The organism is Pseudomonas sp. RW407 (assembly GCF_003176655.1).
Lineage (GTDB): Bacteria > Pseudomonadota > Gammaproteobacteria > Pseudomonadales > Pseudomonadaceae > Pseudomonas > Pseudomonas delhiensis.
This window is the reverse complement of the sequence record NZ_QGSL01000107.1, coordinates 638,177-657,669: the sequence shown is the minus strand read 5'-3', so window position 1 is coordinate 657,669 and position 19,493 is coordinate 638,177. Positions and strand designations below refer to the sequence as shown.

Below are 19,493 nucleotides of genomic sequence, written 5' to 3'. Positions count from 1 at the left end.
GCTGCGCTGAACCCCTGCGGGGAAACCGCTGTCGAGCAAAGGGGCGCCCGTGGGCGCCCCTTTCCATGTGCAACGACAGAGGTAGCGATGCTGGTTTCCCTTCAGGCGCTGCGGGCCCTGGCCGCCTGGCTGGTGGTGTTCCATCATTTCATGCAGGTGTTCTTCGATTTTCGCGCCGACAGCCTCGGCGGGCGGCTGCTGTCCACCCGCGGCCAGGTCGGGGTGGACATCTTCTTCGTCCTCAGCGGCTTCGTCATCCAGTTGTCCTGCGCCGGGCGCCAGGTGCCGGGCCTGACCTTCCTGGCCCAGCGGGTCGCGCGCATCGCCCCGGCCTACTGGCTGTACACCGCCATCACCGCGCTGATCCTCTACGCCTTCGGCAACCTGATGCCGGTCTACGGCGTGGCCCTGCCGCAGCTGCTGCTGTCGCTGCTCTTCCTGCCCAGCCAGAACCCCGGCGGCTTCGGCTTCTACCCGATACTGCCGGTGGGCTGGACGCTGAACTTCGAGATGCTCTTCTACCTGCTGTTCGCCCTCTCCTTCGCCGTGGGCGAACGCTGGCGCCCCTGGCTGGTGGGCGCGCTGCTGGCCCTGGTCAGCGGCGTGCTGGCGAAGGCGCCGTGGCTGAGCAACTTCTACCGCGACCCCATCGTCTGCGAATTCCTCTTCGGCCTGCTGCTGGCCGAACTCCACCGCCGCGGCCTGCTGCGCCTGCGCGCCTCGGTGGCGCTGCCGCTGGCGCTGGGCGCGGTGCTGGTGCTGCTGCACTTCCCCGCCGAGCATCCCTGGCGCCCGCTCACCTGGGGCCTGCCCAGCGCGGTGCTGGTGGCCGCCTGCGTGGCGCTGGAGCCGTGGTTCGCCGGCTGCCGCCCGCTCAAGGCGCTGGGCGACTGGAGCTATTCGGTGTACCTGGTCCACGTGATAGTGCTGTGGCTGGGCAGCTACTGGCTGCACCAGCGCCTGGGCCTGGGCCCGTACCAGACGCTGGCGCTGTGCCTGCCGGCGATCCTGTTGCTGGCCTGGCTGAGCTACGAATGGGTGGAGCTGCGCCTGGGCCGGCGCCTGAAGCGGGCCTGGGCGCCGCGCCCGGTGCCGGCCTAGCCGTCGCTGCAGACCAGGCGGTTGCGCCCCAGGGCCTTGCCGCGGTAGAGGCGGTGGTCGCAGCAGCGGTACAGGGCCTCGGCGTCGTCGCCGTCCTGCGGCCACTCGGCCAGGCCGAAGGTGGCCGACAGCGGGATGACATGGCCGCGATACAGCAGCGGGTTGGCCGCCAGGTCCGTGCGCAGGCGCTCCACCAGCGGCGTGGCGTCGAAGCCAACGGTGTTGCGCAGCAGCAGGGCGAACTCCTCGCCACCCAGGCGGCCGATCATGTCGCCGGCGCGCAGGTGCAGGCGCAGCCGGGCGCAGAGGTACTGCAGGGCCTTGTCGCCGGCGTCGTGGCCCCAGCGGTCGTTGACGTCCTTGAAGTGGTCCACGTCCAGCAGCACCAGCACCCAGCGCTGGTCGTTGCCGCGGGCCTCCTCCAGGCAACGCAGCACCGCGCGCTGGAAGGCCTCGCGGCTGGCCACGCCGGTCAGCGCGTCGCTCATCGCCAGGCGCCGCAGCAGTTGCTGGGCCTGGGCGCGGCGGGTTTCGTAGATGTGCACGAAGGCCATGATCAGCAGGCCGCAGAGGATGGCGTTGCCCAGGTCGATCATCCCCGGGGCGTCCAGGCGCATCGGGTGCTGGCGCAGGTAGAGCAGCGCGGCCACGCCGACGAAGGGCACCGAGAGCAGGAAGCCGCGCCACGCCCCCAGCAGCAGGTAGGCCATCACCGGCATCAGGTAGAGCCAGACGAAGGCCGTGGCCGAGGCCTGCGGCATGATGATGATGTAGACCAGGAAGCAGAAGGTGGGCAGCAGGTAGGCGTAGATCCACGGCGTCAGGTCGCGCACCCGCACCAGGCGCCAGGTGGCCCAGAGCAGCAGCAGGCAGACCAGCACCTCCAGGCCCGCCAGCAGGTAGTTGCCATTGAGGCACTGGAGCACCGAGAAGACGCCCAGGGTCAGTCCGGTGCAGAGGAAGATCAGGCGCATCAGCAGGCGCTGGTCGGCCAGGTCCAGTCCGCTGGTGCTGGCTGCCGGCTCCCCCGGCGCGTTGGCTTTTGCCTTGTCGTGCATGGCTACCTTTCCCTGGCCCCGCCCGGCATGGCGGAGCGCTGGACGAAACGACCGCCCATCCGCGTGGGTGGAGTCTAGCCAGTCCGCCCGCCCGGCATCACCGCCGGTCGTCGCCCGCCGGACGGTGCAACGGAGGCGCCCACCACCCCCACGGCGAATTCACGGCAGCTTCATCGCCGCTGCGCTAGCCTTCGAGGAACCCCAACCACGGAGGGCGCCCATGCGCGTACTGATCGCTTCGCTGTCCCTGCTGGCCCTGGCCGGCTGCTCGTCCTACCAGGCCAAGCAAACCGGCACGGTGCCCGCCGACCGCCTGCTGGGCTTCCAGCAGAGCGCCCAGGGCGGCGCCAAGGTCGAGGTCGAGCGCGACCTGGGCTTCCTCGGTGGCGGCTGCATGGTCGCCTTCAAGATCGACCGCCAGTTGGCCGCGCGTATCGCCGTGGGCGAGACCGCCAGCTTCCAGCTGCCGCCCGGCCAGCACATCGTCGGCATCGGCGCCGACGAACAGGGCGAGGGCCTGTGCAGCAAGGGCCTGCTGCGCCGCGAACTGCTGGTGGACCTCGCCGCCGGCGAGACCGCGCAGTTCCGCATCCTCAGCGACGCCAACAAAGGCTTCGACATCCTCCCGGCCCAGCGTTGACGCCCGGGCGGGGCCACGGCCCCGCCCTTCCCCGCTTTACCCGTCGATACGTCGCACCAGGCGCGCCTGCAGCTGCTCCAGCTCGGCGGGGTCGGCCTTCTGCGCGGCGTGGATGCCCAGGCCCTGGCCGGCATAGCGCGGCACTATGTGCACGTGGATGTGGAACACCGTCTGCCCGGCCGGCGCGCCGTTGAACTGGGCCACCTGCACGCCGTCGGGGTTCAGCTCGTCGACGATCGCGCGGGTCAGGCGCTGCACCACGCCCATCACCTTGCACAGCGCGTCGGGGTCGACCTCGAGGATGTTGCGCGCGGCGCTGCGCTTGGGCACCACCAGCGCATGGCCGTGGGACTGCGGGAAGAGGTCGAGGAAGGCGAGCACGTCGTCGTCCTCGTACAGCTTGTAGCAGGGGGCGTCGCCGCGAATGATCTGGGCGAAGATGTTCTGCGGGTCGTAGGTGCCTTGCAGGCTCATGGCGCTGTCCTTGAGCGGTGGATCGGAGGCAGCACCATACCGGCTCGCGGCGCCGCTGGCACCTCCCCCCAGCAGGTTCGGCGGCGTATGCTGGGCGTTCGACTTTCAGACCGGAGTTCCCATGCCTTCGCTCGCCGACTTCCCGATCACCCGCAAATGGCCCGCCACCCGCCCCGACGTCCTGCAGCTGTACTCGCTGCCCACGCCCAACGGCGTGAAGGTGTCGATCATGCTGGAGGAAACCGGCCTGGCCTACGAGCCGCACCTGGTCAGCTTCGAACGCAACGACCAGTTCAGCCCGGAATTCCTCTCGCTGAACCCGAACAACAAGATCCCCGCCATCCTCGACCCCGACGGCCCCGGCGGCCAGCCGCTGGCACTGTTCGAGTCCGGCGCCATCCTCATCTACCTGGCCGACAAGACCGGCCAGCTGCTGCCCCAGGACCCGGCCCGGCGCTACGAGGCGATCCAGTGGCTGATGTTCCAGATGGGCGGCATCGGCCCGATGTTCGGCCAGCTCGGCTTCTTCAACAAGTTCGCTGGCCGCGAGATCGAGGACAAGCGGCCGCTGAACCGCTATGTGGAGGAGTCCCGGCGGTTGCTCGGCGTGCTCGACCAGCGCCTGGAAGGCCGCGACTGGGTGATGGGCCAGGAGTACGGCATCGCCGACATCGCCATCTTCCCCTGGGTGCGCAACCTGGTGGGCTTCTACGAGGCCGGCGACCTGGTGCAGTTCGAGCGTTTCGGCAATGTGCAGCGGGTGCTGGAAGCCTTCCTGGCGCGGCCGGCCGTGCAGCGGGGGTTGGGGATTCCGGAGCGGGATTGAGGGGGCGCCTGTAGGAGCGGATTTATCCGCGACATTCGGTGCGCGGGCTCGGCCCATCGCGGACGGAGTCCGCTCCTACGTTCGTGGAACCCTTTGCCGGCGATTGGCACCCATCGTAGGGCGAATAACCGTTCGCGGTTATCCGCCGTTGGCCGATGCACCGAAGCCCAACGCGCTGGCGCAGCCGGACTCCGCAGCGGGATTGACGCTTTTGTGTAGGAGCGAGCTTGCTCGCGAACGATGGCGCCTAGCTCAGCTACGGAGTGATATCGAAGTCCGTCCCCTCTCCCCAGCCCTCTCCCTGAAGGGAGAGGGGGCTTGTCCGTACCGGCGGATGGGCATGGTTTCAACCTGCAACTTCGCTTCCGGCTAACGCCGAAACACCCGAGCACGCCGAACGGTCCCCTCTCCCTTCAGGGCGGGGCGCGCAGCCGAGGGTTAGGGAGAGGGAGCGGAGTCCCTCTCGAATACCGGAGCAGCCGGGAAACACTGTTCGCGAGCAAGCTCGCTCCTACGAAAAACCTCGTCAGGCCTCCACCTGGCTCCATTGCTTGGACAGGCGCTTGTCCGACACCGGCATCTTCGTCCCCAACTGCTGGGCGAACAGCGACACGCGGTATTCCTCCAGCATCCAGCGGTACAGGGTCAGCTGCGGGTCGCGCTTGCCTTCCTGGGCGTGCTTGGCCTGGCGGGCCTTGTACTGGTCCCAGTAGCCGGCCATCTCGCCGCTCCACACGCGGTCGCGCTGGACTTGCCCGGCGACCTTGTCCAGGCGCTGTTCCACCGCCTTCAGGTAGCGCGGGTATTCCTTCAGCCATTCCAGCGGGGTATCGCGGACGAAGCCGGGGTAGACCAGGTTGGCCAGTTGCCCCTTCACGTCGTTGAGCGGCACTGTCATGGCCAGGTCGACCTTGCCCTTGAATCGCTTCTGCAGGCCGTGCCACAGCTTGAGGATGTCCAGCACCAGGCGCGCCAGGCGTTCGGCGTGCTCGGTCCAGGCGCCGCGCTTCTTCTCCGCCAGCGAGGCCAGGGCCGCGCCGTCGCGGGGCAGGTTCGCCTCGCCTTCGAGGATGCAGCTGTCCAGGCTGGCCAGGAGGATGTCTTCCACCAGCGCCTCGACGCGGCCCAGCTCGCGGTACAGCAGGCCCATCTCGGTCTGCCCCGGCAGCTTGCCGCGGAGGAACTTGGCCGGCTCGGCGAGCTGCTGCAACAGCAGGCGCTGCAGGGCGCGGCGGTGCTGGTACTCGGCCTCGGCCTGGGTCGGGAAGCGGTTTTCCTTGACCGTGCCGCCCTCCTCCACCAGCGCCGGATAGACCGTCATCGACAGCCCGGCGACCTTCTGCTGGGCCTTCTCGGCCACCTCGGCGAAGCCCTTGGCTTCCACCGGTTTCTGCGGCTTGTCGGACTGCGGGATGGCCAGGGCGGCCTGGCTGGCTTCGGCGAAGCGCGCGGTGAGTTCGGCGAGGTCGCGGCCTTCGCCGAGGAACTTGCCGCGGGCGTCCACCACTTCGATGTTCATCCGCAGGTGGCTTTCCACCTGGGTCTCGGCTTCGGCCCAGGCTTCCTCGGCCACGCGGCCACCGGTCATGCGTTGCAGTTCGCGGCCGAGGGCCTCGGGCAGCGCGCCTTCGGCGAAGACCATCTTGCCCAGCGCTGCGCGGACGAAGTCCGGCACCGGCACGAAGTTCTTGCGGATGGCCTTGGGCAGGTTGCGCACCAGGGCCACGCACTTGGCCTCCAGCAGGCCCGGCACCAGCCATTCCAGGCGCTCGGCGGGCAGCTGCGGCAGCAGCGGCGCCGGCACCCGCAGGGTCACGCCGTCGCGCGGGTGGCCCGGCTCGAAGTGGTAGGTCAGCGGCAGCTGCAGCTCACCCAGGCGCAGGCGGTCCGGGTAGAGGCCGGCGGTGACTTCGCTGGCGTCGCGGGCGAGCACGTCTTCCTCGCGCATGATCAGCAGGTCGGGCTGCTGCTTGTGCTCGCGCTCGTACCATTTCTCGAAGCTGGCGGTCTGGTAGATGTCCGCCGGCAGGCGTGCGTCGTAGTAGGCGAACAGGGTTTCTTCGTCGGCGAGGATGTCGCGGCGGCGCGCCTTGGCTTCCAGCTCGTCGAGCTTTTCCAGCAGTTGGCGGTTGGCCGAGAGGCACTTGGCGCGGCTGTTGATCTCGCCGCGCACCAGCGCCTCGCGGATGAACAGCTCGCGCGCCACCGGCGGGTCGATGGGGCCGTAGTGCACGGCGCGGCGGCCGACGATGATCAGCCCGTAGAGGGTCACCTGCTCGTAGGCCACCACCTGGCCGCGCTTCTTCTCCCAGTGCGGTTCCAGGTGGTTCTTCTTCACCAGGTGGCCGGCCAGGGGTTCCAGCCAGTCCGGCTCGATCTTCGCCACCATGCGGGCGAACAGCTTGGTGGTCTCGACCAGTTCGGCGGCCATGATCCACTGCGGCTTCTTGCGCCCGATGACGCTGGAGGGGTGGATCCAGAAGCGCCGCTGGCGCGCGCCCAGGTAGTCGCCGTCCTCGCTCTTCTGGCCGATCTGGCTGAGCAGGCCGGAGAGGATGGCCTTGTGCACCGCGCCATAGTCGATGTCGCGCTTGGGCTGCTCCCCTTCCTTGTAGGAGCGAGCTTGCTCGCGAACGCTCTTCGCGTCTTTGGCCGCCTGGGGTTTCGGAGCGTTGGGTTGTTCGCGAGCAAGCTCGCTCCTACGGGGAGCATCGCCCTTGCCGAAGGGGAGTTTGAGTTCGCGGCAGATCAGGGTGAGCTGGCGGTGTGCGTCGCGCCATTCGCGCAGGCGCAGGTAATTCAGGAAGTTCTTCCGGCACCAGCTGCGCAGGGCATTGGAGCCCAGGGCCTGGCGCTGTTCCTCGAAGCCGCGCCAGAGGTTGATCAGCGCGGCGAAGTCGGAGTCCGGGTCCTTCCACTGCGCATGGGCCTGGTCGGCGGCCTGCTGGCGCTCGATCGGGTGTTCGCGCGGGTCCTGCACGGAGAGCGCGCTGGCCACGGTGAGCACTTCGTTGAGGCTGCCCTGGTTGGCCGCTTCCAGCAGCATGCGGCCCAGCCGCGGGTCTACCGGCAGGCGCGCCAGTTGGCGGCCCAGCGGGGTCAGCTGGCCCTCGCGGTTCACCGCCGAGAGCTCCTGCAGCAGGGTGAAGCCGTCCTTGATCGCCTTGCCGTCCGGCGGCTCGATGAAGGGGAAGGCCTCGATGTCGCCCAGGCGCAGGTGGAGCATCTGCAGGATCACCGCCGCCAGGTTGGTGCGCAGGATTTCCGGGTCGGTGAAGGCCGGCCGCGAATTGAAGTCCTCCTCGCTGTACAGGCGCACGCAGATGCCCGGCTCGACCCGCCCGCAACGGCCCTTGCGCTGGTTGGCGCTGGCCTGGGACACCGCCTCGATGGGCAGCCGCTGGACCTTGGCGCGGTAGCTGTAGCGGCTGATGCGCGCGGTGCCGCTGTCGATCACGTAGCGGATGCCCGGCACCGTCAGCGAGGTCTCGGCGACGTTGGTGGCGAGCACGATCTTGCGCCCCGGCATGGGCGCGAAAATCTTCTGCTGCTCCGCCGGGGTCAGCCGCGCGTACAGCGGCAACACCTCGGTGTGGCGCAGGTTGGCCTTGCGCAGCATGTCCGCGGCATCGCGAATCTCGCGCTCGCCGGGGAGGAACACCAGCACGTCGCCGGGGCGCTTGCCGATCTCGCGCTCGTGGGCGGCGATCTCGTCCAGCGCGCGGAGGATGCCTTCGTCCACCGAGAGGTCGTCGAACAGCGCTTCGCCGTCCTCGTCCACTTCGGCGGCCAGCGGCCGGTACCAGGTGTCCACCGGGTAGGTGCGCCCGGAGACCTCGACGATGGGCGCATCGCCGAAGTGCTTCGAAAAACGCTCCAGGTCGATGGTCGCCGAGGTGATGATCAGCTTGAGGTCCGGCCGGCGCGGCAGCAGGGTCTTGAGGAAGCCGAGCAGGAAGTCGATGTTCAGGCTGCGCTCGTGGGCCTCGTCGACGATGATGGTGTCGTAGCGCTCCAGGTAGCGGTCGTGCTGGGTCTCGGCCAGCAGGATGCCGTCGGTCATCAGCTTGACCAGGGTGCTGTCGTCGCTCTGGTCCTCGAAGCGCACCTGGTAGCCCACCAGCGAACCCAGCGGCGTGCCGATCTCCTCGGCCACCCGTGTGGCGACGCTGCGCGCAGCCAGGCGGCGCGGCTGGGTGTGGCCGATCAGGCCGTGGCTGCCGCGGCCCAGCTCCAGGCAGATCTTCGGCAGCTGGGTGGTCTTGCCCGAGCCGGTCTCGCCGGCGATCACCACCACCTGGCTCTTCTGCAGCGCGGCCTTGATCTCGTCGCGCTTGGCGGCGATGGGCAGGCTGTCGTCGTAGCGGATCGCCGGGACGCTGGCGCGGCGCGCCTCGACCTTGGCGCAGGAGGCCTGGAAGCGCTCGACCCACTGCGCCAGTTTGCCTTCGTCGGGGTGCTTGCGCAGTTCGTGGAACTGCCGGCGCAGGCGGTGGCGGTCGCGGATCAACGCCTGGTCGAGGCGTTGCAGGAGCTGGTCGGGGCTGGGCGTTACGTCGGTCATCGGCTGCGCTGGCGTTTCGGCGGAACGCGGCCGCGCGCCTGGCAGGCGGCCGCTCCGGAATGGGACAAATGCGGGGATTGTCGCAGACCAGCGGCCGGCGCCGCCATGCCCAATGCATGGCGGCGGCTTTTCAGGCGGGGGTCAGATGCGGAACTGGCCGACCAGTTGGCGCAGCCGCTCGCCCAGGCCGCTCAGCTCGCCGGCGGTGCGCGCGCCCTGCACGGAGTCCTCGGCCACCTGGTCCACGGCATCGGCGATCTGGTGCACGCTGCGGTTGATCTCCTCGGCCACCGCGGTCTGTTCCTCGGCGGCGCTGGCGATCTGCGCGTTCATCGAGTTGATGGTGCCGATCAGGTTGGCCATGGCGTCCAGCGACTGCCCGGCCTGGTCGGCCTGGCTGCGGGTGCGCCCGGCCATCTCGCTGGCGCGCTGCATGGCCTGCACGGAGCCGGCGGTGGTGGCCTGCAGGCGGTCGATCATCTGCTGGATCTCGCCGGTGCTCTGCTGGGTGCGGCTGGCCAGTGCGCGCACTTCGTCGGCGACCACCGCGAAACCGCGCCCGGCCTCGCCGGCGCGGGCCGCCTCGATGGCCGCGTTGAGCGCCAGCAGGTTGGTCTGCTCGGCGATGGAGCGGATCACTTCCAGCACGCCGACGATGCCGCGCACGTCCTGGCTGAGGGTGTCCAGGGCCTCGCTGCTGCTGCTCACCTCGCCGGCCAGGTCGTTGATCTGCGCCACGCACAGGTCCACCTCGCGCTTGGCCGCCTGGCCCTCGCGGTCGGTGTCGCGGGCGGCGTCGGCAGCGCGCTGGGCGCTGCGCGCCACTTCCTGGGCGGCGGCGGTCATCTCGTTGATCGCCGTGGCCACCTGGTCGGTCTCGCTGCGCTGGCCGGCCATCGCCTGCTCCGAGCGCTGCGCCTGCTGGGCGACGTTGCCGACCAGGCCGGACAGTTGCCCGGTGGTGCCGGCCACCTGCTGCACCAGGTTGTGGATCTTCTCGACGAAGCGGTTGAACGACTGCGCCAGTTCGCCCAGTTCGTCACGGCTTTCCACCGGCAGGCGGTGGGTCAGGTTGCCATCGCCGGCGGCCATGTCGTCGAGGTTGGCCTTGATCCGCAGCAGCGGGCGGACGATGGCGTTGCCGGTGGGCACCGCCACCAGGCCGATGACCACCAGCAGCGCCAGCGCCGAGCCGATCATCAGCAGCAGCAGGTCGTTGATATGGTCGTGCAACTGTTCGCGGGCCTTCTGCACGTCCTCCTCGATGTCGTCCAGGTTCAGCGAGGTGCCGAACACCAGGTTCCACTTCGGCAGGTACTGGGCGTAGCCGATCTTCGGCACGATGGCGCTGTTGCCCGGGCGGGTGAAGCTGTAGTGCACGTAGTGGCTGTCGTCCTGGCCGGCGCGCACCAGCTCGCGGATGGCATAGACGCCATTGGGGTCGCGGAAGCTGCTGAAGTCTTCGCCGATACGTTCTTCGGTGGTGCCCTGGAAGACGCGCACCGAGCGGGTGTCATAACCCCAGAAGTAGCCACCGTTGCCGTAGGTGAGGCGCTTGAGCAGCGCCACCCCGGCCTGGCGCGCCGCGGCGTCGCCCTCGGCCGCGGCCTGGTACTGCGGGCCGACCGCCGCCAGGGCGACGTCGACGAACTGCTTGAGCTGGACTTGGCGGTCCTCGATCAGGCTCTGGCGGATCTGTTCCTCCTGTTGCGTGGACAGCCGCTTCAGCGCCACCAGGGTCACGGCGCAGAGCACCAGGGTGAGGAGCAGGATGGGAATCAGCGCCAGGCTCAGGACCTTGGCGCGCAGGCGCAGGGAGGGAATCACGGGGGCGGCCTCCGTAGGCAGGGACGACGGCATCAAAAAACCCGCCGTGTGGCGGGTTTCTTGTTATCGGCTCAGGCCCTGGCCTTCTTTAGCTCTTCGTCACGCAATTCGCGGCGGAGGATCTTGCCGACGTTGGTGGTCGGCAGGCTCTCGCGGAATTCCACGAACTTCGGACGCTTGTAGCCGGTCAGGTTGTCGTGCATGTGCTTGACCACCTGCTCCTTGGTCAGGGTCACGCCCGGGCGCGGCACCACGAACACCTTGATCACCTCGCCGGAACGCTCGTCCGGCACGCCGATGGCGGCGCACTGCAGCACGCCGGGGAGGGTCGCCAGCACGTCTTCCAGCTCGTTGGGGTACACGTTGAAGCCGCTGACCAGGATCATGTCCTTCTTGCGGTCGACGATGCGCATGTAGCCGTCTTCCTGGATGATCGCCACGTCGCCGGTGCGCAGCCAGCCGTCCGCGTCGAGGATCTCGTCGGTGGCCTCCTGGCGCTGCCAGTAGCCCTTCATCACCTGCGGGCCCTTCACGCACAGCTCGCCGCGCTCGCCCAGGGGCAGCTCGTTGCCGGCGTCGTCGATGACCTTGCACAGGGTCGAGGGCACCGGGATGCCGATGGTGCCGATCTGGATCTTCTGGAACGGGTTCACCGACACCACCGGGCTGGTCTCGGTCATGCCGTAGCCTTCGCAGATGGCGCAGCCGGTGACTTCCTTCCAGCGCTCGGCCGCGGCCTGTTGCAGGGCCATGCCGCCGGAGAGGGTCAGCTTCAGGCTGGAGAAGTCCAGCTTGCGGAACGCCTCGTTGTTGCACAGGCCGACGAACAGGGTGTTCAGGCCGACGAAGCCGGTGAACTTCCAGGCCGAGAGCTCCTTGGAGAAGGCGTTCAGGTCGCGCGGGTTGGTCACCAGGACGTTGTGGTTGCCGGTGAGCATCATCGCCATGCAATGGAAGGTGAAGGCGTAGATGTGGTACAGCGGCAGCGGCGCGATGAGGATCTCGCAACCCTCCTGCAGGTTCGAAGCCATCAGCTCCTTGCACTGCATCATGTTGGCCACCAGGTTGCGGTGGGTCAGCATGGCGCCCTTGGCCACCCCGGTGGTGCCGCCGGTGTACTGCAGCACGGCCACGTCGTCGGCCTTGGGCGACGCCTCGCGCACGCTCTTGCCGCGGCCCTTGGCCAGGGCGTCGTTGAGCTTGACGGCGTTGCCGATGTGGTAGGCCGGGACCATCTTCTTGACGTACCTGACCACCGCGTTGACCAGCAGGCGCTTGAGCGGCGGCAGCAGGTCGGCGACCTCGGTGATGAGCACGTGGCGGATGCCGGTGCGCGGCAGCACTTCCTCGGCCAGGTGGGCCATGTTGGCCAGGCACACCAGCGCCTTGGCGCCGGAATCGTTGAACTGGTGCTCCATCTCCCGCGCGGTGTACAGCGGGTTGGTGTTGACCACGATGAGGCCGGCGCGCATGGCGCCGAACACCACGATGGGGTACTGCAGGACGTTGGGCAGTTGCACCGCGATGCGGTCGCCCGGTTGCAGGTCGGTGTTGTTCTGCAGGTAGGCGGCGAAGTCACCGGAAAGCTGGTACAGCTCGCCGTAGGTCAGGGTCTTGCCAAGGTTGCTGAAGGCAGGCTTGTTGGCAAAGCGTTGGCAGGACTCCTTGAGTACCGCGAGGATGTTCGGGTACTGGTCGGCATTGATCTCGGCAGCGATACCTGCTGGATATTTGTCCTTCCAGAAATTGTCGATCATGGAAGCCCACTCCGTAAGCAACAGCTGATACACCGCTATGCGGCTGTTTGTTGTGATTTTGACGCCTGCCGGCCCTTTCGGGGAAGCGAAGGCGCGCCGAGATTATCAGCTTTGCCGGGGAGCGACCAGCACAAAGACCGGTCAGCCGGTAAAAAAATGACCGAAAGCAATGCTTTCGGTCACGTTTTATGACAGTCGTCGGAAAGCCCCGGAACAGGGCCTTCGACGTCGGTTTCAGGCGCTCTCGCGCAGCTCGCGGCGGAGGATCTTGCCCACCGGGGTCATCGGCAGGGCCTCCTTGAGGACGATCTGCTTGGGTACCTTGTAGCCGGTGAAGTTTTCCTTGCAGTAGGCCTTCAGCTCTTCCACCGTCAGCCCCGGCTCACGGGCCACGACGAAGAGTTTGACGGCCTCGCCGGAACGTTCGTCCGGCACCCCGACCGCGGCGCAGTTGGCCACCTTCGGGTGGGCCATGACCACGTCCTCGATCTCGTTGGGGTAGACGTTGAAGCCGGAGACGATGATCAGGTCCTTCTTGCGGTCGACGATGCGCACGAAACCGTCCGCGTCTATCACCGCGATGTCGCCGGTGCGCAGCCAGCCCTCGGCGTCCAGCACCTCGGCGGTGGCTTCCGGGCGCTGCCAGTAGCCCTTCATCACCTGCGGGCCCTTCACGCACAGCTCGCCACGCTCGCCCAGGGGCTGCTCGTTGCCCTCGTCGTCGATCACCTTGAGCGCGGTGCCCACCACCGGGATGCCCACGGTGCCCAGGCGCGCCAGCTCGCCGTAGGGGTTGGTGCTGACCACCGGCGAGGTCTCGGTGAGGCCGTAGCCCTCGACCACGGTGCAGCCGGTGGCGGCCTTCCAGCGCTCGGCGGTGGCCGAGACCAGCGCGGTGCCGCCGGAGTTGGTGACCTTGAGGTTGGAGAAGTCCAGGTCCTTGAACTCCGGGTGCTCCATCAGCGCCACGAACAGGGTGTTCAGCCCCAGCAGCGAGGAGAAGCGCCACTTCTTCAGCTCCTTGATGAAGCCGGGGATGTCGCGCGGGTTGCTGATGAGCACGTTGTGGTTGCCGTTGTGCATCATGCACATGCAATTCGCGGTGAAGGCATAGATGTGGTACAGCGGCAGCGGCGCGATCATCACCTCGCCGCCCTCGTTCATCAGCGGGCGACCGTCGGGGCCGTGCTGCGACAGGCAGGCGTCCACCTGCAGCATGTTCGCCACCAGGTTGCCGTGGCTGAGCATGGCGCCCTTGGCCACGCCGGTGGTGCCGCCGGTGTACTGCAGCACGGCGATGTCCTCCAGGCCGACCTTGACCGGCTGCAGGGCGTGGCCGCGGCCCTGCTGCAGCACCTCCCTGAAGGGCACCGCCTGGGGCAGCTGGTAGTCCGGCACCATCTTCTTCACGTGCTTGACCACGGCATTGACCAGCAGGCCCTTGAGCGCCGGCTGCAGGTCGCCCATCTGCGCCTCGATCAGGTACTCGATGCCGGTGTCCGGCAGCACCTCCTGCACCAGCTTGCCGAACAGGTTGACGTAGACCAGCGCCCGCGCCCCCGAGTCCTTGAACTGGTGGCGCATCTCGCGGGCGGTGTACAGCGGGTTGGTGTTGACCACCACCAGGCCGGCGCGCAGGGCGCCGAACACGGCGATGGGGTATTGCAGGACATTGGGCATCTGCACGGCGATGCGCTCGCCGGGCTTGAGGTCGGTATTGCGCTGCAGGTAGGCGGCGAAGGCGGCGGACAGGCGGTCCAGCTCGGCGTAGGTGAGGGTCACGCCCATATTGCTGAACACCGGGCGGTCGGCGAAGCGCTTGCAGGAGCGCTCGAACACTTCCACCACCGACTTGTAGGCGCCCAGGTCGAGCTGGCTGGGCACACCGGCGGGACGTTTGTCGTTCCAGAATTCCGCTTGCATTGGCTGTTGTCCTCTTTATTACCTGCAAGACTGTTCCCGGCCGGCTCCCTCGGGCTTCCGGCGCTGGGGCATCCGTCGCAAAGTAGCAGTTGCCCGGAGGAGCGCAAATAGTTCGGGCCTTCCCATTTATTTCGTGAATCTCGCCCCACCGCGGGCGGGATTCACTGCGCATTGCCGGCCGCTGCTAGAATGCCGCCACCCCGAGCCGGCACAAGGATTGCCCATGCCGTACGCCGCCTACTGGCTGACCGCCAGCGACCAGACCCCGCTGTACACCCACCATTGGGCCGCCGACGCACCGAGGGGCGTGGTGATGCTCTCCCACGGCATGGCCGAGCACGCCGGGCGCTACGCCCGCCTGGGCGAGGCGCTGAACGCCGCCGGCTGGGCGCTGTTCGCCATCGACCAGCGCGGCCACGGCCGCACCGCCGAGCACGGCGACCTGGGCCACTACGCCGACCAGGGCGGCTGGGGCAAGGTGGTGGGCGACCTGCTCACCCTCAACCGCCACGTGCGCGAGCAGCACCCCGGCCTGCCGGTGGTCCTGCTCGGCCACAGCATGGGCAGCTACATCGGTACCGCCTACCTGCTGCAGCACAGCGCCACGCTGCAAGGCGCGGTGCTCTCCGGCTCCAACTACCAGCCGGTGGCGCTGTACCGCAGCGCGCGCCTGGTGGCCCGCTTCGAGCGCTGGCGCCAGGGCCCGCTGGGGCGCAGCGCACTGATCGAGTTCCTCTCCTTCGGCTCCTTCAACAAGGCCTTCAAGCCCAACCGCACGGAATTCGACTGGCTCAGCCGCGATACCCGCGAGGTGGACAAGTACATCAGCGACCCGCTGTGCGGCTTCCGCTGCAGCAACCAGCTGTGGATCGACCTGCTCGGCGGCCTGGAAGACATCACCCCGGTGCCGCACCTGGCGCGCATCGCCCCGGCCCTGCCGCTGCTGATCATCGGCGGCGAGCGCGACCCGGTCAGCCAGGGCAAGCGCCTGCGCGACCTGGCCCGGGCGATGACCCGCGCCGGGGTTCGCGACGTCCAAACGCAGATCTACCCCGAGGCCCGCCACGAGTTGTTCAACGAGACCAACCGCGACGAGGTCACCCGCAACCTGATCGCCTGGCTGGACGGAGTCCTTTCCGCAGGCCAAGGCGCGAACCACGAGGAAAAGCCATGACCCAGGTGCAGAACGTTCCCTACGCCGAGCTCGAAGTCGGGCAGAAAGCCAGCTTCCAGCGCCCGGTCGGCGAACGCGACATCCAGCTCTTCGCCGAAGTCTCCGGCGACCGCAACCCGGTCCACCTGGATGCCGACTACGCCGCCACCACCCTGTTCAAGGAGCGCATCGCCCACGGCATGCTCAGCGGCGCGCTGATCAGCGCGGCGATCGCCACCACCCTGCCCGGCCCGGGCACCATCTACCTGGGCCAGAGCCTGCGCTTCACCCGCCCGGTGAAGATCGGCGACGTGCTCGACGTGGAGCTGGAAGTGCTGGAGAAACTGCCGAAGAATCGCGTGCGCATCGGCACCCGCGTGCTCAACCAGAACGGCGAGGCGGTGGTGGAAGGCGAAGCCGAGGTGCTGGCGCCGAAGCAGAAGCTGGACATCGAACTGCCGGCGCTGCCGCCGATCACCATCGGCTGATTACATTTCCGCCGACGGATAATCGCGGACGGAGTCCGCTCCTACCCCGCCACCGCTGTCTCACCTGTAGGAGCGCGCCCTGCGCGCGATTCGCGGGCAGGGCCCGCTCCTACAATGGGGCGAGATGGGAGACGCGAATTTCGATCCAGTCACTCCCGCGAACGACGGAGCCCAAAAGACAGTTGCTCCTACAGGTTGACGCTGAAATTCCCATTTACGCCGGACAGCCCCCTCTCCCGCTTGCGGGAGAGGGTTGGGGAGAGGGCGCTCTTGAACCCGACACCTGGACCGCCGGTGAACACCGTTCGCGAGCAAGAGCTAGGCGCCCCCCTCGCTCCTACGAAAAGCGCCTCGGCGCGGCCTGTAAGCCACGAGATTCGCGCCCAGGGCGCGCTCCTACAATTTACCTGTGACCCGGATACCGATACCCATGACCGACCGAATCTTTTCCCTCGCCGCCCTGACCGTGCTCGAGCTGTCGCCGCCGGAGATGGTCGAGGTCGCCGCCCGCGCCGGCTACAGCCATGTCGGCCTGCGCCTGGTGCCGGCCACCGCCGAGGAGCACCACTTCCCGCTGGTGGCCGACGCCGAGCTGCGCCGCCAGACCCAGGCGCGCCTGCGCGACACCGGCATCCGCGTGCTGGACCTGGAGATCCTGCGCCTGAAGCCGGAAACCCGCGTGGCCGACTTCGAGCCCATCCTCGCCGTCGGCGCCGAGTTCGGCGGCACCGAGCTGCTGGTGGCCGGCAACGACGCGGACGAGGCGCGCATGACCGAGCGCTTCGCGCAGCTGTGCGAACTGGCCGCTACCTACGGCATCCACCCGCACCTGGAATTCATGCCCTGGACCGACGCCCCCGACCTGGCCACGGCCTGGCGCGTGGTGAAGAACGCCGGGCAGGCCAACGGCTGCGTGCTGGTCGATGCCTTCCACTTCGACCGCTCCGGCTCGTCCCTGCAGGACCTGGCGCAGGTGCCGGCCGAGCGCATGCGCTATGCCCAGCTGTGCGACGTGGCCGGCCCGCGCCCGGACGACATGCAGGAGATCCTCCGCCAGGCTCGCAACGAGCGGCGCTTCCCCGGCGATGGCGACTGCGACCTGGCCGGCCTGCTGCGCACCTTGCCGGCGACGGTGCCGCTGAGCCTGGAGATTCCCACCCGGCAACTGCTGGAGCAGGGCGTCAGCGCCCTGGAGCGCGCCAGCCTGGCCCTGGACAAGGCACGAACGGTGCTCGCCCGGCTCTGAGGCCGGCTGGGTCAGCCGCTGAAGCTGCGCGCGGTCACGTAGGCCCGTTTCCAGTAGGGCGAGTCGAGGGAGTCGATGCGGATCGTCCTGCCGGTACTGGGGGCGTGGATGAAGCGGTTGTCGCCGATGTACAGGCCCACATGGCTGGCACGGCCACTGCCGTTGTGGCTGAAGAACACAGCATCGCCCGGTTGCAGTTCATGGCGGGCTATCGTCGCGTCACGTTGCGCGATCATCGACCTGGTGGTGCGCGGCAGGCGCAGGTCGGCGACGTGGCGGTACAGGTAGACCAGCAGGCCGCTGCAGTCGAACCCGGTTTCCAGCGAGTCGCCGCCCCAACGGTAGCGCTGGCCGATGAGCTGGTGCGCGCGGGCGACGATGAGCTGGCGCGTGGTCGGGCTGACGGCGCTGTTCCGGCCCATCGGTGCTGGCTGGACGGTTGCCAGGGAATAACGGCGCCATTGCGGGGAATCGAGATCGTCGGCGTGGGCGAGGGGAACGATCAGGGCAAGCAGCGAAAGAGCAAGTAACCAATGAAAAACACGCATTTCGGAACACTACAGGGTGGAGTTTGAGTCGTGGCGCAATCCTTCTGCTGGCAAGCCCGCACCAGGCCCCCGGTCTATGCGGACGAGGGCGGTGCGGGTGAGGTGGGGTTGGCTGCTACTTCCCTGGTAGCTGCTGGCTCTCCAGCGTCCCTGCAGGCCGGGCATGGCCCGGCTCCGCAGCTGGGCGGCCAGGCGTTCGGCCAAGAGCATCGCGGAACAGGCCGGGGGCCTTTCCGTTCTGCGGCCTATCCGGGCCTGGAACTCCGGAGGCAAGAGGGATGTCGCAGCGAGCGGAGCCGGTCCGTTGGCGGGAGCGGTCGTTCGCACTGGAGCGCGGCGAGCACTGTAGCGGCGCGGGGCGGGCAGCCATATGGGATTAGTCCTGAATCCGCCGGGCATTCATCTGACCCCTGCCCGTTCCGGCGAAAGCGGCATGGCGCTGCGGCCCCGGCCGCGAGTCGCAAGCAGCCCGCCTACCTGGCGTATACGAGGATGCAGCTTCGTCGAAATCCCGGCACACTGCCGGGCGCCTTGCTTTTCCACCCACCGAACCGGAAGACCCGATGACCGCCGCCTCCGCGCTGTCCGGCAGCAGCCAGCCCCTGAAGGGCATCCTTCTGGTGATCCTGGCCACCTCGCTGTTCTCCACCCACGACGCCCTGTCCAAGTACCTCTCGGGCTTCTATCCGATCCTCCTGGTGGTCTGGGCCCGCTACGTGGTGCACACGCTGCTGATGGCCGGCATCTTCCTGCCGCAGTCGGGCCTGCGCGTGCTGCGCACCCGCCGGCCGGGGCTACAGGCGCTGCGCGCGCTGTGCCTGCTGGGCACCAGCCTGCTGTTCACCACCGGGCTGCAGTACATCCCCCTGGCCGAGGCCACGGCGGTCAACTTCCTCGCCCCGCTGATGGTCACCGCGCTGTCGGTGCCGCTGCTGCACGAGAAGGTCAGCGCCGGCCAGTGGGCGGCGGTGAGCCTGGGCTTCGCCGGGGTGCTGGCGATCGTCCACCCCGGCGGCGAGCTGTTCACCCCGGCGGTGCTGCTGCCATTGGGCTCGGCGCTGTGCTTCTGCTTCTACCAGTTGCTGACGCGCAAGCTGGCGGCGGTGGACAGCCCGACCACCAGCAACTTCTTCGCCGGCCTGCTGAACACCGCCCTGACCACGGCCATGGTGCCCTTCGTCTGGCACACCCCGAGCTTCGGCCATGCCCTGCTGATGCTCGCCCTGGGCACCTGCGGCATGTCCGCCCACCTGTTCCTCACCCAGGCCTTCCGCCACGCCGCCCCGGCGCTGCTGGCGCCGTTCGGCTACTGCCAGATCGTCTTCGCCGGGCTGATCGGCTGGCTGGTCTTCAGCCACGTGCCGAGCGCCAGTGCGCTGGTGGGCATCGCGGTGATCTGCCTGAGCGGGTTGGCGGCGGCGTGGATGCAGCGGCGGGGTTGAGGGGGCGGTGTAGGAGCGAGCTTGCTCGCGAATGGAGTTTCACGGTGGCGTCGGTGCTGGGTTCAAGAGCCCCTCACCCCAACCCTCTCCCAGAGGGAGAGGGGGCTGTCCTGGGTCGCTGGGAAGTCTGGAGTCAGACTGATACTCCTGACCACTCCTCGTCATTCCTGCGAACACGGAATCGTAGGGCGCATAATCGTTCGCGGTTATCCGCCGTCGTCCGTGCCACCGGGGCGTCCGGCCGGGGCGTTGAATCCGATCGCGGACGGAGTCCGCTCCTACGCCCGTGCGTCCTGGAACCGTAGGAGCGGACTCTGTCCGCGATCATGGCGGATAACGCTGTAGGCGTTATGCGCCCTACGAACTATCGCGAACGCGGAAACCCAGGGTTCGCGAGCAAGCTCGCTCCTACGAAAAGCAAAAGCGCGTCCGCTCTAGCTCTGGCT

General features: G+C 68.2%; 13 protein-coding genes and 2 pseudogenes. 7 read left to right on the top strand and 8 right to left on the bottom strand.

Features of this window, described 5'->3' with window-relative positions; translation table 11 throughout:
• Nucleotides 1-87: 87 nt before the first annotated feature.
• Nucleotides 88-1,101, top strand: coding sequence for an acyltransferase (locus tag DK254_RS27000; RefSeq protein ID WP_109936292.1), 1,014 nt, complete (start codon nucleotides 88-90; stop codon nucleotides 1,099-1,101).
• On the opposite strand, the gene DK254_RS26995 is transcribed toward DK254_RS27000, so the two are convergent.
• Nucleotides 1,098-2,159 carry a GGDEF domain-containing protein gene (locus DK254_RS26995; protein ID WP_109936291.1) on the bottom strand — a complete coding sequence of 354 codons (1,062 nt, stop codon included), beginning with the start codon at nucleotides 2,157-2,159 and terminating at the stop codon, nucleotides 1,098-1,100. The genes DK254_RS27000 and DK254_RS26995 overlap by 4 nt on opposite strands.
• Nucleotides 2,160-2,379: 220 nt before the next feature.
• Here DK254_RS26995 and DK254_RS26990 point away from each other — a divergent pair, with 220 nt between their 5' ends.
• Complete coding sequence (locus tag DK254_RS26990; RefSeq protein WP_109936290.1) at nucleotides 2,380-2,799, top strand: 3-isopropylmalate dehydratase; 420 nt, start codon at nucleotides 2,380-2,382, stop codon at nucleotides 2,797-2,799.
• A gap of 36 nt (nucleotides 2,800-2,835) precedes the next feature.
• On the opposite strand, the gene DK254_RS26985 is transcribed toward DK254_RS26990, so the two are convergent.
• Complete coding sequence (locus tag DK254_RS26985; protein ID WP_089391891.1) at nucleotides 2,836-3,273, bottom strand: HIT family protein; 438 nt, start codon at nucleotides 3,271-3,273, stop codon at nucleotides 2,836-2,838.
• Between the two features lie 121 nt (nucleotides 3,274-3,394).
• Here DK254_RS26985 and DK254_RS26980 point away from each other — a divergent pair, with 121 nt between their 5' ends.
• Nucleotides 3,395-4,099 carry a glutathione S-transferase N-terminal domain-containing protein gene (locus DK254_RS26980; RefSeq protein WP_109936289.1) on the top strand — a complete coding sequence of 235 codons (705 nt, stop codon included), beginning with the start codon at nucleotides 3,395-3,397 and terminating at the stop codon, nucleotides 4,097-4,099.
• A gap of 526 nt (nucleotides 4,100-4,625) precedes the next feature.
• Here the strand turns inward: DK254_RS26980 and hrpA are convergent.
• The 5 genes and pseudogenes from hrpA to fadD2 all read right to left on the bottom strand — a co-directional run bounded on the left by hrpA (nucleotide 4,626) and on the right by fadD2 (nucleotide 14,170).
• The gene (hrpA, locus tag DK254_RS26975) at nucleotides 4,626-8,663 is read right to left on the bottom strand and encodes an ATP-dependent RNA helicase HrpA (protein WP_109936288.1); all 4,038 of its coding nucleotides are present in this window, start codon (nucleotides 8,661-8,663) and stop codon (nucleotides 4,626-4,628) included.
• A 141-nt stretch (nucleotides 8,664-8,804) separates the two neighbouring features.
• Nucleotides 8,805-9,401, bottom strand: a pseudogene (locus tag DK254_RS35290) (methyl-accepting chemotaxis protein); the annotation flags it as partial.
• A 261-nt stretch (nucleotides 9,402-9,662) separates the two neighbouring features.
• A pseudogene (locus DK254_RS35285) lies at nucleotides 9,663-10,523 on the bottom strand (cache domain-containing protein); the annotation flags it as partial.
• A 38-nt stretch (nucleotides 10,524-10,561) separates the two neighbouring features.
• On the bottom strand, nucleotides 10,562-12,247 hold the full coding sequence (fadD1, locus tag DK254_RS26965) for a long-chain-fatty-acid--CoA ligase FadD1 (RefSeq protein WP_109936286.1): 1,686 nt from the start codon (nucleotides 12,245-12,247) through the stop codon (nucleotides 10,562-10,564).
• 234 nt (nucleotides 12,248-12,481) lie between these two features.
• On the bottom strand, nucleotides 12,482-14,170 hold the full coding sequence (gene fadD2, locus DK254_RS26960) for a long-chain-fatty-acid--CoA ligase FadD2 (protein WP_109936285.1): 1,689 nt from the start codon (nucleotides 14,168-14,170) through the stop codon (nucleotides 12,482-12,484).
• Nucleotides 14,171-14,393: 223 nt separating this feature from the next.
• Here fadD2 and DK254_RS26955 point away from each other — a divergent pair, with 223 nt between their 5' ends.
• The 3 genes from DK254_RS26955 to DK254_RS26945 all read left to right on the top strand — a co-directional run bounded on the left by DK254_RS26955 (nucleotide 14,394) and on the right by DK254_RS26945 (nucleotide 17,057).
• Entirely contained in the window at nucleotides 14,394-15,344 is a 951-nt protein-coding gene (locus DK254_RS26955) for an alpha/beta hydrolase (protein WP_109936284.1), read from the top strand.
• The gene (locus DK254_RS26950) at nucleotides 15,341-15,811 is read left to right on the top strand and encodes a MaoC family dehydratase (protein WP_009618521.1); all 471 of its coding nucleotides are present in this window, start codon (nucleotides 15,341-15,343) and stop codon (nucleotides 15,809-15,811) included. The genes DK254_RS26955 and DK254_RS26950 overlap by 4 nt, the downstream gene beginning before the upstream one ends.
• 430 nt (nucleotides 15,812-16,241) lie before the next feature.
• Nucleotides 16,242-17,057 (top strand): sugar phosphate isomerase/epimerase, encoded by an 816-nt coding sequence (locus DK254_RS26945; RefSeq protein WP_109936283.1) that lies wholly within the window; start codon nucleotides 16,242-16,244, stop codon nucleotides 17,055-17,057.
• Between the two features lie 11 nt (nucleotides 17,058-17,068).
• Here the strand turns inward: DK254_RS26945 and DK254_RS26940 are convergent, their stop codons facing one another.
• Nucleotides 17,069-17,479, bottom strand: coding sequence for a C40 family peptidase (locus DK254_RS26940; RefSeq protein ID WP_256595966.1), 411 nt, complete (start codon nucleotides 17,477-17,479; stop codon nucleotides 17,069-17,071).
• A gap of 689 nt (nucleotides 17,480-18,168) precedes the next feature.
• Here DK254_RS26940 and DK254_RS26935 point away from each other — a divergent pair.
• Nucleotides 18,169-19,047, top strand: a complete 879-nt coding sequence (locus DK254_RS26935; protein ID WP_109936281.1) for a DMT family transporter — start codon at nucleotides 18,169-18,171, stop codon at nucleotides 19,045-19,047.
• Nucleotides 19,048-19,493 lie beyond the last annotated feature (446 nt).